Annotated in this window: 15 protein-coding genes; 4 read left to right on the top strand and 11 right to left on the bottom strand. The window is 72.8% G+C overall.

What is annotated here, in order from left to right; all coding sequences use genetic code 11:
• Positions 1-37: 37 nt before the first annotated feature.
• The 8 genes from OO47_RS06380 to OO47_RS06345 form a co-directional block, all read right to left on the bottom strand.
• Positions 38-1,522 carry an APC family permease gene (locus tag OO47_RS06380; RefSeq protein ID WP_030206418.1) on the bottom strand — a complete coding sequence of 495 codons (1,485 nt, stop codon included), beginning with the start codon at positions 1,520-1,522 and terminating at the stop codon, positions 38-40.
• Positions 1,523-1,716: 194 nt separating this feature from the next.
• A complete protein-coding gene (locus tag OO47_RS06375) occupies positions 1,717-3,675 on the bottom strand; it encodes an FUSC family protein (RefSeq protein WP_030206415.1) in 1,959 nt (652 codons plus the stop codon).
• A gap of 282 nt (positions 3,676-3,957) precedes the next feature.
• Positions 3,958-4,350, bottom strand: coding sequence for a nuclear transport factor 2 family protein (locus tag OO47_RS06370; protein WP_030206411.1), 393 nt, complete (start codon positions 4,348-4,350; stop codon positions 3,958-3,960).
• A gap of 48 nt (positions 4,351-4,398) precedes the next feature.
• On the bottom strand, positions 4,399-4,635 hold the full coding sequence (locus tag OO47_RS06365) for a DUF2630 family protein (RefSeq protein ID WP_030206409.1): 237 nt from the start codon (positions 4,633-4,635) through the stop codon (positions 4,399-4,401).
• A gap of 18 nt (positions 4,636-4,653) precedes the next feature.
• On the bottom strand, positions 4,654-5,703 hold the full coding sequence (locus OO47_RS06360) for an endonuclease/exonuclease/phosphatase family protein (protein ID WP_234323095.1): 1,050 nt from the start codon (positions 5,701-5,703) through the stop codon (positions 4,654-4,656).
• Between the two features lie 99 nt (positions 5,704-5,802).
• Positions 5,803-6,231 carry a hypothetical protein gene (locus tag OO47_RS06355; protein ID WP_030206407.1) on the bottom strand — a complete coding sequence of 143 codons (429 nt, stop codon included), beginning with the start codon at positions 6,229-6,231 and terminating at the stop codon, positions 5,803-5,805.
• 5 nt (positions 6,232-6,236) lie between these two features.
• Positions 6,237-6,731 (bottom strand): DUF7144 family membrane protein, encoded by a 495-nt coding sequence (locus OO47_RS06350; RefSeq protein ID WP_051715239.1) that lies wholly within the window; start codon positions 6,729-6,731, stop codon positions 6,237-6,239.
• Between the two features lie 37 nt (positions 6,732-6,768).
• Positions 6,769-7,566 (bottom strand): alpha/beta fold hydrolase, encoded by a 798-nt coding sequence (locus OO47_RS06345; protein ID WP_030206404.1) that lies wholly within the window; start codon positions 7,564-7,566, stop codon positions 6,769-6,771.
• 421 nt (positions 7,567-7,987) lie between these two features.
• Between OO47_RS06345 and OO47_RS36780 the strand changes: the two genes are divergently transcribed.
• On the top strand, positions 7,988-8,401 hold the full coding sequence (locus tag OO47_RS36780) for a hypothetical protein (RefSeq protein ID WP_158708636.1): 414 nt from the start codon (positions 7,988-7,990) through the stop codon (positions 8,399-8,401).
• A gap of 387 nt (positions 8,402-8,788) precedes the next feature.
• Here OO47_RS36780 and OO47_RS06340 read toward each other — a convergent pair whose 3' ends face one another.
• Genes OO47_RS06340 through OO47_RS06330 form a run of 3 tightly spaced genes read right to left on the bottom strand, consistent with a single transcriptional unit; the run spans position 8,789 to position 10,506 of the window.
• The gene (locus tag OO47_RS06340) at positions 8,789-9,409 is read right to left on the bottom strand and encodes a hypothetical protein (RefSeq protein WP_030206401.1); all 621 of its coding nucleotides are present in this window, start codon (positions 9,407-9,409) and stop codon (positions 8,789-8,791) included.
• Positions 9,410-9,433: 24 nt separating this feature from the next.
• A complete protein-coding gene (locus OO47_RS06335) occupies positions 9,434-10,009 on the bottom strand; it encodes a transposase (RefSeq protein ID WP_030206394.1) in 576 nt (191 codons plus the stop codon).
• Positions 10,006-10,506, bottom strand: a complete 501-nt coding sequence (locus OO47_RS06330; RefSeq protein ID WP_106969347.1) for a winged helix-turn-helix domain-containing protein — start codon at positions 10,504-10,506, stop codon at positions 10,006-10,008. The genes OO47_RS06335 and OO47_RS06330 overlap by 4 nt, the downstream gene beginning before the upstream one ends.
• A gap of 477 nt (positions 10,507-10,983) precedes the next feature.
• Between OO47_RS06330 and OO47_RS06325 the strand changes: the two genes are divergently transcribed.
• From OO47_RS06325 to OO47_RS06315, 3 genes are read left to right on the top strand one after another with little or no spacing between them, the layout of a single operon-like run.
• Complete coding sequence (locus tag OO47_RS06325) at positions 10,984-11,223, top strand: hypothetical protein (protein WP_051715237.1); 240 nt, start codon at positions 10,984-10,986, stop codon at positions 11,221-11,223.
• A 45-nt stretch (positions 11,224-11,268) separates the two neighbouring features.
• Positions 11,269-12,378, top strand: a complete 1,110-nt coding sequence (locus OO47_RS06320; RefSeq protein WP_407696285.1) for an ATP-binding cassette domain-containing protein — start codon at positions 11,269-11,271, stop codon at positions 12,376-12,378.
• On the top strand, positions 12,375-13,238 hold the full coding sequence (locus OO47_RS06315) for an ABC transporter permease (RefSeq protein WP_030206386.1): 864 nt from the start codon (positions 12,375-12,377) through the stop codon (positions 13,236-13,238). The genes OO47_RS06320 and OO47_RS06315 overlap by 4 nt, the downstream gene beginning before the upstream one ends.
• The last annotated feature ends 128 nt before the right edge of the window (positions 13,239-13,366 follow it).

Raw genomic sequence — 13,366 nt, 5'->3', positions numbered from 1 at the left:
TGCCTCCTTCGGGTGCGGCGGCCGGCGGAAACGGGGGTCAGAAGTCCGTCGCGTAGCTCTTGTCCCGGTCGCCCGTGCGCGCGCCCGGGGTGGCCGCCCCGGCGGCGGCCGAGGCGGCGAGGGCGCGGACGGCGTCGAGACGGGCCGGGCTCCGGTAGTAGTCGCTGCCCCTCCCGGCGTACACGGCCAGCGGGACCACGCCGAGGAGCAGGCCGCCGAGGCCGATGGCCAGGGCGGTGGTGGAGAGTTCGCCCAGGGACTCGACGAAGGCCCACAGCATGAACGCCGAGCCGAGCAGCGGCCAGAGGCCGCCGACCACCAGGTTCTTCACGGAGCGCAGGAGCAGGCCCTTGTAGGCGACGACGGCGGCGATGCCCGCCAGGCCGTAGTAGAGGGCGATCTGGAGGCCGATCGCGGAGACGGCGTCCCGGAGGATCTGCTGCACGGACCCGGCCGCCGCGGCGGCGGCGAACAGGAGCAGTGCCGCCCCGCCGACCGTCGCGACCGCGACCCACGGGGTGTTCCAGCGGCGGTGCACGGTCCCGAGCGCGGCCGGCAGGGTCCGGTCGCGGCCCATCGCGAAGAGCGAGCGGGTGACCTGGATGAGGGTGGTCTCCAGGGTGGCGACGGTGGACAGGAGGACGGCGACGACGAGGAGCTTGCCGCCGACGCCGGGCCACACCTCCTGGCCGACGACGGCGAGGACGTTGGGTCCGGCGCGGCGGATCTCCTCCGAGCTCAGCAGCACGTTGACGGCGACGGTGATGGCCTCGAAGAGGACGAAGACGAAGCCGACGCCGACGAGCGCGGCGGTCCCGGCGGTCCTGCGGCTGTTGCGGGTCTCCTCGCTGAGGTTGCTGGTGACGTCCCAGCCCCAGTAGTAGAACGCGGCGATCAGCGCGCCGGCGGCGAAGCCCCCGGGCCCGTCGAACTGGGCGAGGCCGAACCAGGACCAGTCGAAGGCGGTGGCGTACCCCCGGTGGGCCACGGCGGCGAGGACGAAGCCGACCAGGATCAGCATCTCGACCCCGGACATGATCAGCTGCGCCCGTACGGTGAGCCGGGCGCCGCCCAGGACGACGAGCAGCATCACCAGGAACCAGCAGGCGCCGACGGCCGCCGCGAGCGCGGTGTGGTCGGCGAGGCCCGGGGCGACCAGGGAGAGCGTGAGGGACCCGGCGGGCAGCGAACCGGCCACCATGAAGACCGTGGTGGAGAAGACGAGCGCCCAGCCGGAGAGGAAGCCGAGGAAGGGGTGGAGGGTGCGGCCCACCCAGGAGTACGCGGCGCCCGCGTTGACGTCGATCCGGCCGAGCCGGGCGTACGCGAGGACGATGCCGAGCATGGGTATCGCGCAGTACAGCAGGGCGGCGGGGCCGCCGACGCCGACCGCGCCGAAGAGGACGGCGGTGGTCGCGGCGAGCGAGTAGGCGGGGGCGCTGCCGGCGACGGCCATCACGATCGTGTCGAAGGTGCCGAGGACATTGGGCTGGAGCCCTCTGCTGCTGGGGGTGGTGCGCATGGCGGATCCTCGGGGCGCGGGGGGTGAGACAGGGCGAAGTGGCGCGTCCGCCGCGTCGGTTGCCGGCGGTGGCGGGCGCGGATCACCGTGAACGGGCGCATCGTAGTCGCCGGGGCGGCTTCCGGTAACGGCGGTGGGGAGGGTTCCGTTCCGTGACCGCCGGTAAGTTCTCCCGCACGCCCCCCGGGGGAGGTTCACCGCAGGTCGGGACCGGCGACGGCGCGGGCCGCGCGGACCTCCTGGCGGAGCGGTTCGAGGACTCCGTTCTCGTCCCCGGGCAGTTCGGTGCGGACCTCCGCGAGGGTGTCGTCCGCCCGTAGCCCTTCGGCGAGTTCGCGCAGTTCCCGTTCCACCTCGGCGGCCTCGGCGGGGTCCGGGGCGGGGGCGCCGTGGTCGATCCGGACGCGGGCGGCGGTGGTGGCGTCCACGACCCTCTCGACGGCGACGACCAGCGGCCACCAGGCGGCGGCCCGGGGGCCGGTCGGCGGGGGTTCGGTCAGGGCCCGCTGGAACTCGGAGCGGACGGTCGACAGGTCCCGGTAGAGCGCCCGGCGGGCCCGCAGCCGGGCGCTCCGGTCGGGCCGCTCCCCGCCCGCGAACGCGAGGGCCACGTAGTCGGCGGTGTCGGAGACGGCGTCCGCGAGCCGGTCCCCGATCCGGGTGTGCCAGGACTCGGGCCAGAGCAGGTAGCCGGCGACGAGGGCGATCCCGCAGCCGACGAGCGAGTCGTAGAGGCGGGGCAGGACGAGGCCGAAGCCCTGGTGGTTGAGGACGTCGGAGAGCAGCAGGATCACCGGGGTGACGGCCGCCGTCTGGAAGGCGTACCCCTTCGCGGAGAACGCCGGGATCAGGGCCGCGAGCACCGCCGTCACGGGCACGTCCCACCAGCCGCGGGGCACCTCGGCGAGGACGAGGGCGGCCAGGAGGAGGCCGAGGGCGGTCCCGAAGGCGCGCAGCACGGCCCGGGAGAAGACCGAGCCGAAGTCGGGCTTCATGACGAACGTGACGGTGAGGGCGACCCAGTACGAGCGGGGCACGGCGACCAGCGACACCAGGGCCTGGGCGAGACCGATGCAGAGCGCGAGCCGCAGGCCGTAGCGCCAGGACGCGCCGGAGAGGAGGACGGCGCGGGTGGTGCGGCGGAGCCGGACGCGGAGCGCGGCGGGCCGGCCGAGCCGGTCGTCGGCGTCGTGGCGCTCGGGGTCCGTCTCGCGGACGACGCTCGCCGCGTGCCGCAGCGCGTGGTCGACGGCCTTCTCCGAGGGCCGCTCCGGGGCGGGCAGGTCCGGGTCGGGGACGTCGGAGCGGCCCTCCGCGACGGCGTCCGCGAGGTCCCGCACGGCCGCCGGGACCTCCGGAGGCTGCGGGCCGACGATCCGGGACCGCAGATGGGCGGCGGGCGCGGCCTCGACCAGCGGGACGACGACGTTGAGCCGCGCGAGCAGCCGGACCGGGGCGGCGGCGCGGCCGTGCTGCCGGGCCCGGCGGGCCAGGACCAGGTCGTACGCGTGGTCGAGGGCGGCGGTGACGGCCTGCCGCCGCTCGTCGTACGCGAAGGTGCCGGCGGCCTCGTAGAGGTCGGCGACCGCCCGGTAGGTGGCGGCGACGGCGGCCCGCTCGGGGGCGGCGCGGCGCAGCGGCCAGCCGAGGAGGGTGAGGGCGAGGACGACGAGGCCGCCCAGGCCGAGCAGCAGCGGGGCCGTCCACCAGGGGTCGGGCATGGGCAGGCCCGCGCCGACGACGGCGTTCAGGAGCAGGAGGAGGCCGGAGACGGAGGCGACCGCGCCGATCGAGGAGATCATCCCGGAGACCAGCGCGACGCAGGTGAGGACGGCGACGGCGGCCCAGCCGTGCCCGAAGACGAGGGTGCCGAGGGTGACGCCGACGGCCCCGAAGAGCTGCGGCACGGCGATGTTGAGGACCCGCATCCGGTAGGCGTCGGCGGTGTCCCCGATGACCCCGGACAGGGCGCCCATCGACACCAGCGCCCCGTACGCGGGCCGGTCGAGTGCCAGGCCGGCGGCGAGCGGCGCGGACAGGGCGACGGCGGCGCGCAGGACGGCGGCCCACGGGACCGGCGCGGGCGCGGGCCGCATCCCGGCGGTCAGCCAGGCGGGCGGGGCGAGCCGTCCGGCTCCTCGGGATCGCGCCATGTCCCCCAACGTACTGGCGGGACGTCCGCGCGGCCCGGCGAGGTCACACGGGTTCGGTCCGGGCGGGGAGCGGTCACACGGGCCCTATCCGGGCGGGGCGTGGTCGCATGGGTTCTGTCCGGGCGGGGCGTGGTCACACGGGCCCTGTCCAAGCGGTGAGCGGTCGGATGGGCTCTGTCCTGGCGGGCGTGGTCGCACGGGTTCGGTCCGGGCGGTGAGCGGTCACACGGGCCCTGTCCGGGCGGGGCGTGCTCGCATGGGCCCTGTCCGGGCGGTGAGCGGTCACGTGGCCTCGGTCCGGGCGGTCCGCCAGGCCGGGCGCGGGTCCGAGCCGGGGCTCGTCCGGTACTCCGTGCCCCGGACGATCCGGCCGTCGCGGACGGTCCGGAGCGACACCGCGCGGAACGTCCCGACGCCCTCGTGCGGGACCTCGACCCCGGAGACGGCCTCGCCGTCCCGGGCCACGATCCGCAGCACCCGGATCGACCAGCCCCCGGGGTGCTCGCGGTCCACCGCGACGTGGTCGTCCCGGGCCACGATCCGCTCGCCGCCGACCGGCCGCTCGACGACGGCGTCCTCCGCGAACAGGGCGGCCGGGCCGTCCCGGTCCCGCGCCCGCATCCGCTCCCACGGCGCCCCGACCACGTCCGACGCTTCCGTACCCGTCGACTCCATGCCGGGCACTCCGCCGGAGGGTTCCGGCAACCGGCCTTCCACGGATGCTCAGTTGCGGTACGACTCCACCTCGGCCGCCGGGCGGAGGGTCGCCGTGTCGGGGTCCTCGCCGAACTCCTCCTTGGCGCGGCGCTGGCGCAGCAGGTCCCAGCACTGGTCGAGGCGCACCTCCAGGGCGGCCAGGCGGGCGCGCTCCTCGGGCAGGAGGCCGCCGGTGCGCTGCCGCAGGGCGCGCTCCTCCTCGACCAGGGCGCCGATGTCGTCCAGGATCTCCTCGTTGTCCATGCCTTCCAGCGTGGCCGATCAGCGCTCTCCCCGCAGGTCGAGATCGGCGAGGACGGCCCGGTGGTCGGTGTCGCCGAGGTCGAGGAAGCGGACGTCGTCCACGCTGAACTCGTCGCTGACCAGGACGTGGTCGATCTGCACGTACGGCGGGATCGGGCCCTCCACGGGCCAGGTGGCGGCGCGGCTCTTCCCCGCCGCCCAGGCCGCGTCCCGCAGGCGCCCGTCCCTGAGGACGGCGCGGAAGGCGGCGTGGTCCTGGGAGGCGTTGAAGTCCCCGGCGATCAGCGTCGGGCCCGTGCGCAGGGCGGCGAAGTCCCGGACGCGGCCCAGCTCCCGCTTCCACACGTCCACCTGGCCCGGCAGCGGCGGCATCGGGTGGGCGAGCTGGACGCGCACGGAGCGCCCGGCGATCCCGGCCGTGGCGCCCGGCATCCCCATGGTCGCCGGGATCGTCCGCCGGTCGCGCAGCGGATGGGCGCTGAGCAGCACGGAGCCCTCCGAGCCGTCGGCCTCGACGGAGGCGTGGTGGGGGAGTTCGGCCGCGAAGGCCGTGGTGAGGGCGCGTCCGCAGGCGCGGTCGCACTCGGAGACGTACACCAGGTCGGGGCGCTCGCGCCGGACGGCGGCGATCAGCGCGTCCGTGGCCCGGCCGAACTCGACGTTGGCGGCGAGGACGCGGACCCGGGCGACGGGGAGGCCGTGGCCGACGGTGGTCCACGTCGTGTACGGCAGGGAGCTCCAGGCGGTGGCGGCGAGGACGACGACGGCGGTGAGGGCGAGGCCCCGGCGGCGGGCGACGGCGGCCAGGAGCAGGCCGAGTCCGGCGGGGACGGTCAGCCAGGGGAGGAAGGAGAGCAGCTGCGGGACGGGCGTGATCCCGTCCGTGTCGAGCAGGCGGCAGGCGGTGACCAGGGCGGGCACGGCGAGCAGCAGCCCACCCGCCCGCGCGGCCGCCCGCCCGGGCCGCGGAAAGGGGTCCGTGACGGCGCCCGTCACGACGGGTCCGGCCAGGGGCTTCGGCCCGGACGACGGCTTCGGCGCGGCGGCGGGAACGGGGTCGGAGTCCACGCCGTTCAGTCTCGCAGGACGGCCCCGGCGGACGGGGCCCGTCCCCGGGTGCCGTACCCCGGGTCCGCACCTCCCCGGAGCCCGTACCCCCCCGCCCCCTCAGTGCCGCAGCGCCCGACCGATCTCCGCCTCCGTCACGCCCGAGAGCTGACGGTTGCTGCGGGCCGTGCCGGTCTTGGACTCGCCCGGGGCCACGGCGTCGACGTTCAGGACGACGGAGTCGAGCAGTTCGCCCTCGCCGTCGCGGAAGTGGACCAGGACCGTGTAGTCGGCGGCGGCGTCCTTCGGGTTGGTCGCGGTGATCTCCGCGACCGTCCGGTCGCCGTCGGCGCGCGGCTCCCCGGCCTTCACGTCGGCCTTGGCGTCCACCCCGTCCCTGACCTCGTTCATCTTCCGCTCGGCGGCCGAGGCGACCGCGGCCGTCGCCGAGGAGACGACACCGCCGGCCGCGTCCTCGGCGGCGTCGCAGCCGGTGGTGAGGGCGAGCGCCCCGGCGAGGGCCAGGGCGGCGCCGGCGGTGCGTCCCACGGCCCTCAGTACCTCTCGTCGGGGCCGTACGCCTCGTCCGTGGCCAGCGCCCAGATCACGAAGATCGAGACGGCCATGGAGAAGAGCGACCACCACGGCTGGTAGGGCAGGAAGAGGAAGTGGAACAGGACGTTGAGGGAGGCGAGCGTGATGCCCGCGACCCGGCCCCACTCGGCGCCCTTGAGGATGCCGTAGCCGGCGATCACGAGGACCACGCCCAGGATCAGGTGGATCCAGCCCCAGGTGGTGAGGTCGAACTTGAAGACGTAGTCGCCGACGCGGGTGTAGACGTCGTCCTCGGCGATGCCGGCGATGCCCTGGAAGACGTCCATGAAGCCGGTGACCAGCATGAGGACACCGGCGAAGAGGGTGCCGCCGGAGGCCCAGGCACCGGCGGTGCTCTGCTTGCGGGGCGGCGCTGCGTTCGGGTTGCGGGGCGGCGCTGCGTGCTGGCCGTGACTCTGGCCCGGACGCGCGGTCCCGTCGTCGTTCTGGCTCATGGACCCATCGTGGGAGCGTTCGCACGCCGGCGAACCCTCAAGCGGTCCGTTCGAGTGAACGCAGGAACGCCTCCAGGGCCGCGTCGAACTCCTCCGGCCGCTCCAGATTGGGCAGGTGCGCGGCCCGCTCGACCACCACGAGCGTGGAGCCGGGGATCAGCGCGTGCGTCTCCTCCGCGTCGGAGACCGGGGTGTACGTGTCGTCCCGGCCGACCACGACCAGCGCGGGCACGGTGGCGGCGGCCAGCGACTCCCGGTAGTCGGGCCGCTCGGCCCGGCCCCGCAGGGCGGCGGCCGCCGCGACCGGGTCGGTGGCGCACATCATGCGGTGCACGTGGGGCGCGGCGTGCGTGTTGTACGGGGCGATCATCCGGTCCAGCACCTCGTCCGCGTACCCCCGCATGCCCTCGGCGAGGAGCCGGTCGGCCATGGCGTTCCGGGCCGCTCTCCCCTCCTCGGTCTCGGCGGCGGGGAAGGTGTCCGCGAGGACCAGGCCCCGGACGCGCCCGGGGTGCCGGCGGTGGAACTCCATGGCGATCTGGCCGCCCATGGAGAGGCCCGCGACGACGCAGTCCTCGACGCCGAGGTGGTCGAGGAGGGCGGCCAGGTCCTCCGCGAAGACGTCGAGGCCGACGGCCTTCGCATCCGTCGCGAGCGGGGTGGACCCGTAGCCGCGCAGGTCGGGGGCGATCACCCGGTGCGTACGGGAGAAGCGGTCGAGCTGGGGCCCCCACATGGTGCGGTCGAAGGGGTGGCCGTGGACGAGGAGGAGGACGGGGCCGGAGCCCCGGTCCTCGTAGGACGTCTCGGCGGTGACTGTTCGGGAGACGGGCATGGCGGCAGACTAAGGGCTGTCCCGTAACTCAGGACGAAGACCAGTGGGGCATCACAGGCCGATCCACTTGTCCGGTTGCGCCCCGACTCGCGGCCTCGACTGGAGTCGGTCTAAACGGGTCGAACCGGACGCCGGCAGGCGGCATCTGGAGTTACGGGACAGCTCTAAGTGAACGGCGCCACCTCGCACGAATAAGAGTGCACCGCCCGCTCCAGCGGACGTCGCGTCCCTCGCACGGATCATATTGCTGTAGGATCCATCCGCGATTTGAAATGCACAGGACGAGTGCATCCGGTTCTCATGCGTGCTGCAATGCAGCCAGTGGCTACTTATCGCATTCCTTCGGCTAATTTCTGGGGAGAGTATAATGAGAGATTCGCTACGTCGCATGCTGCGGGGGGCGAGCATTCTCGTAGCTTTGGTGGCGAGTCTGCTTGTAGGTACACAGCCTGCCTTCGCGTCGGCTAATTGGCAGGAGGTCAAGACCAACTCCAACTGGCATTGCGGCGACACGGAATCAGTGGGCGCGGAGCGCGGGTTCAAGGCTCAGACCTGTATCGTGGCAAACTCGAGCGGTTATGCTCAGCAGGTGGTCGTGGTCTCGAACTTTTCCGGCTACGCCGTCTGGCTCGATGCCAGCATTACCGAGCTCAACAAAAAGCTTCCCGCCCATAACTGCAATGGAACTACGTTTCAATCTGGTTTTCAGCGGGCCTGTCTTGGGCAGAGCGTCTACGTAGGCTGCAATGGGACGAACCTTTACTCCTGGAGCAATGTCGAAATAAGCGGCTACACGAAGCAAACGGCTGAAGCCGTTCACAGGCACTACTGCTAAACACTGGTGTTGGCTGGGATTCCACAAAACGCGCGCTGTTCATTGCGGAGTGGCAAGTGGTACAGCAGCGCCGAACCGCTCGCTCCGCCACGGAGAGTCCGCCTTCTCCTCGGTCGGCGCCGGCTCGTCGGCCTTCCCCTCGCGAGCGGGAACCAGGACGCGAGGGCACCGGTGGCGGGCGACAGCTCGCTTCCCCGCTACTGACCGAAGGGCCCGGATCCGCCCGGGCCCTTCGCCATGTCCCAGAACCCCGCACCGCTCCCGCACCCTGCCGCACGGTCACAGCGCGGCGCCCGGCCACCTTCACCTCGAACCGGCCCGGGCCGCACTCGCGCACCAGACAGATCTCCAGCCGGCACGCATTCCCACCACCCCGGCACCATCGAGCTAGATCGGCAGGCCGATCACCCCCCACCCCCTGCGCTCCGCCTCGCCGACCACCTCCGCCCAGCCGCGCACCAGCTCGGCGAACTCCTCAAACCCGGCGATCCACTGCCCCGGCTCCCGCCCCGCCAGCTCCCCGTACGACACCCGCAGCCCCTCCAGCCCGGACGCGGCCCCGCACCAGCTCCGCCACAGCCGCGCCACCGTCTCCGGGCCGCGCACGATCACCGGCCCGGACCGCCACAGCCCCTCCAGCGAGGGGAACACCCCGGGGTCGACCTGCTCGGCATCGACGTCGGCCCGCGGCCCCCACCAGATCAGCCCCTCCAGGAACTCGTCCAGCGCCGCCCGCACCTCACCCCCCACGGCGCCCCGCGCCTTCTCCCAGCCCTCCGCCGCCCAGAAGTGCGGCTCGTACGAGCCGAGCGTGCCCCGAAACTCATACCGCCCCAGCCAGGACCGCTCCGCCGCGGCCGGCCACACCCACCCGTCGACGACATCACCCTCCCCGTCGGCGTCGTCGTTCCCGTACGCCGCCTCCTGCACCACCCGCAGCCGGTCCTGCGCGGGCACCTGAACCAAGCGCGCCCAGTCCACAACCAGAACCGTGGTGTCCACACCCATGTGGCGATGCTACTGATCTTTTCGTTAGTTGGGTGGGGTTGGTGGGTGGAGGGTGAGGCCGGTGTGGGCGAGGAAGGACCAGGGCAGCTGCGGGTTGTCGTCGATCCGGTGGATGCCCTGTTCGGTGGCGTCGGCAACGTCGGCGAGGTGGTCGCCGGCGAGGTTGGCGAGTTCGCGTTTTTTCAGCGAGGACCACAGCAGTTCCACCGGGTTGAGCTCAGGTGCGTAGGCGGGTAATCGCTCCAGGGAGAGCCAGTCTTGCTCGGCGACCCATGCCCGCATGACCCGGCTCCAATGGGCTGACAGCCCGTCCCGGACCAGCACCACCCGCTCACCGTTGTAGAACGTCTTCATCTGCTCCAGGACCTCGATGAACCCGGCGGTGTCGTAGCTGCCGGGCTTGAGGTGAAAGCACAACCGTGGCCCCTGCCCGGGAACAGCGGCGTGGTAACCCAAGGCACCGGCCATGGAAGCACGCTTCCAGTTCAGCCGGTGCCGCAGAAGAGGCGTGTGGCCGCGGGGCGCATAGGTGCGGCGGACCTGCGGCGACAATGAGACGCCTGATTCGTCGGGGAAGACGATCCAGGCACGTGTGTTCACCGCCCTTTTTTGATCCGTGGCCACTCGTGCGCGATCCAGCGGGCGATCTCGGATTCGTTCCTTTCCACCGCCCGCCGCTCGGGACGCTGCAGACTCCACCCCAGCCGGCCGGTCAGCAGCCGCCACACCGACGCCCTCGACAGGACCACTCCAGTCACCCGCTCGACGACCAGACCGACTCGTTCCAGAGTCCACAGGTCAGCCTCGAAACCGTGTGCCTGGGCACCTTGCTCGAGTGCGGTCCGCACCCGCTCGACCTGGGCATCGTCCAGCTTGGGCGGACGACCGCTGGCCGGACGCCGACGCAACCCGCCGGCGCCACCTTCCTCCCAGACCCGCCTCCACCGCCGCACGCTCTCCTCGCCGACCCCGAGCATCCGCGCGATCTCGGCACCCGAACGCCCCTGCTCGAACAACTCGGCCGCCCGCACACGCCGGGCCTCAGCCAACTGCGGCCGGGTCAAAGGAGGAACCAGGGGTGAAGGCTTGAAAGACACCGCACCAGGATCCCGCCAACGAGACCGTCATACCCACGGAACTAACGAAAAGATCAGTAAGGGCCGTCCCGTAACTCAGGACGAGGGCAGGTGGGTCACCAGATGCAGATCGGCTCGTCCAGTTGCGCCCCGGCTCGTGCCTCCACTGGAGTCAGAGGCAAGCAGGGCGAACCGGACACTGACAGGCGGTGGCTGGAGTTACGGGACAGCCCTTAGGCAGCGCCGACTCCCCGGTGCAATGAAGAAATTCGCCCTCGCTGCAAGGGGCGCGACGGAGGAGGGGTGCCCGTGGAGGAGTGCCGGAGGGTCGCGGACCGCGTCGACGCGGCCGTACGGGACGGCCGGCCGCGGCCCGGCGACCGGCTGCCGGCCCCGTTGATCCACTTGCGGCGCGCCGGTCGCGGGTGTGCCCTGGAGGGTGCGGGAACCAAGGGGCGAGCGGCGCCGCGCGCGCCGGAGACGTAGGGAGCTCCTGCCATGGCCGCACACGCAGCGGTCTCCGGCGACCGACGCCGGATCAGTGCGCCCGGCCGGGTCGGCCCGGCCACGATCGGTGTCCCGTACGGCCTCTGCGCGACGACGGTCGCCCGCCACGGCGGCCCCGCCGCCCTGAACCGGCTGTGGCTCGGCCTCGCGGCCTTCGCGGTCACCACGGTCGCCGCCCACTGCTCCTTCCCCACCCACGAGGACGCGGCGGGCCGCCCCGCGCCCCACTGACCGGAGCCCCGCCGAAGAGGACACCGGGGACGACGGAGGAACCGCATGACCGACCTCGCCATCGAGACCGAGGGCCTGGTCAAGGTCTTCGGCACCAACCGGGCCGTGGACGGCGTCGACCTGCGCGTCCCCGCCGGGACCGTCTACGGGGTCCTCGGCCCCAACGGCGCCGGCAAGACGACCGTCGTCAAGATGCTCGCCACCCTGCTCCGCCCGGACGGCGGCCGGGCCGGCGTCTTCGGCAAGGACGTCGTCGAGGACGCCGACGCCGTCCGCGGGCGGGTGAGCCTCACCGGCCAGTACGCGTCCGTGGACGAGGACCTGACCGGCACGGAGAACCTGGTCCTCCTCGCCCGGCTGCTCGGCCACTCCCGGCCCGCCGCCCGCGAGCGCTCCGCGCAGTTGCTCGCGGCGTTCGGCCTGGAGGAGGCCGCCGACCGGCAGATCAAGAACTACTCGGGCGGCATGCGGCGCCGCATCGACATCGCCGCGTCCATCCTCAACACCCCGGACCTGCTCTTCCTGGACGAGCCGACCACCGGCCTCGACCCGCGCAGCCGCAACCAGGTCTGGGACATCGTCCGCGCGGTGGTCGCCCAGGGCACCACCGTCCTGCTGACCACCCAGTACCTGGACGAGGCGGACCGGCTGGCCTCCCGGATCGCCGTCATCGACCACGGCAAGGTGATCGCGGAGGGCACCAAAGGCGAGCTGAAGGCCTCGGTCGGCTCGGGCTCGGTGCACGTACGGCTCCGGGACCCCGGGCGGCGGCACGAGGCCGAGCGCGTCCTGCGCGGCGCGCTGCGGGCCGCCGTGCAGCTCGACCCGGACCCGGTGGCGCTCACCGCCACCGTCGACGGCCACGGGACGGACCTCGGCGCCGCCGAGCAGGCGGCACGGGTGCTCGCGGAGCTGGCGCGGGCCGGGATCACGGTCGACAGCTTCGCGCTCGGGCAGCCCAGCCTGGACGAGGTGTTCCTGGCGCTGACGGACGGGGCTCCGGTGGGCGAGAAGGACACGGCGGAAGGGAAAGGACCGGTGGACGGGAAAGGACCGGCGGGCGGGAAAGGACCGGCGGGCGGGAAAGGACCGGCGGGCAGGACAAGGCCGGCGGACGGGAAAAGCACGGCGGACGGGAAAGGACCGACGGCATGACCACCGTCTCCACCGGCAAGGACACGCGCACGGCCGACCCCGACTTCGAGGCCCCCCGCGCGGAGGAGCTCGCGGAACTGCTCGTGAGGCGGACCCGCCCGCCCCGCCCCGGCGCGCTCTCCGCCTCGATGACGTTCGGCTGGCGGGCCATGCTGAAGATCAAGCACGTGCCGGAGCAGCTGTTCGACGTGACGGCGTTCCCGATCATGCTGGTGCTGATGTACACGTACCTCTTCGGGGGCGCGCTGGCCGGCTCGATCTCCTCGTACGTCCAGTTCCTGCTGCCCGGCATCCTGGTGATGAGCGTCGTGATGATCACGATGTACACGGGCGTCTCGGTCAACACCGACATCGAGAAGGGCGTCTTCGACCGCTTCCGCACGCTGCCGATCTGGCGCCCGGCGCCGATGGTCGGCTACCTCCTCGGTGACGTCGTGCGCTATCTGATCGCCTCGGCCGTGATGCTGACGGTCGGCGTGATCATCGGCTACCGGCCGGGCGGCGGGCTCCCGGGGGTCCTCCTCGGGATCGCGCTGCTCCTGGTGTTCTCGTTCTCCTTCTCGTGGATCTGGACCATGTTCGGCCTGCTGCTGCGCAGCGAGAAGTCCGTCATGGGCGTCTCGATGATGGTGATCTTCCCGCTGACCTTCCTGTCGAACGTCTTCGTCGACCCGAGGACCATGCCGGGCTGGCTCCAGGCCTTCGTGAACAACAACCCGGTCACCCACGTCGCGAGCGCGGTCCGCGAACTGATGGCGGGCGGCTGGCCGGGCGTGGACGTCGCCTGGTCCCTGGGCTGGTCGGCGGTCTTCGTCCTCGTCTTCGGCTGGGTGACGATGCGGCTGTACAACCGCAGGTAGCGGGCGTACGGGAAGCGGCGGTTGACCTTCCCCGCGCGGGAAGGTCCAGCATCGGCGGGGCCGGGCGCCACGGGGCGCCCGGCGGGGGAGGTGGCACGCCGGTGGAACGGCACGGGACGCACGGAACG

This window comes from Streptomyces bikiniensis (genome assembly GCF_000716625.1).
Classification (GTDB): domain Bacteria; phylum Actinomycetota; class Actinomycetes; order Streptomycetales; family Streptomycetaceae; genus Streptomyces; species Streptomyces bikiniensis.
Note: the sequence above shows the minus strand (reverse complement) of the source record. Positions and strands in the feature narration are given on the sequence as shown.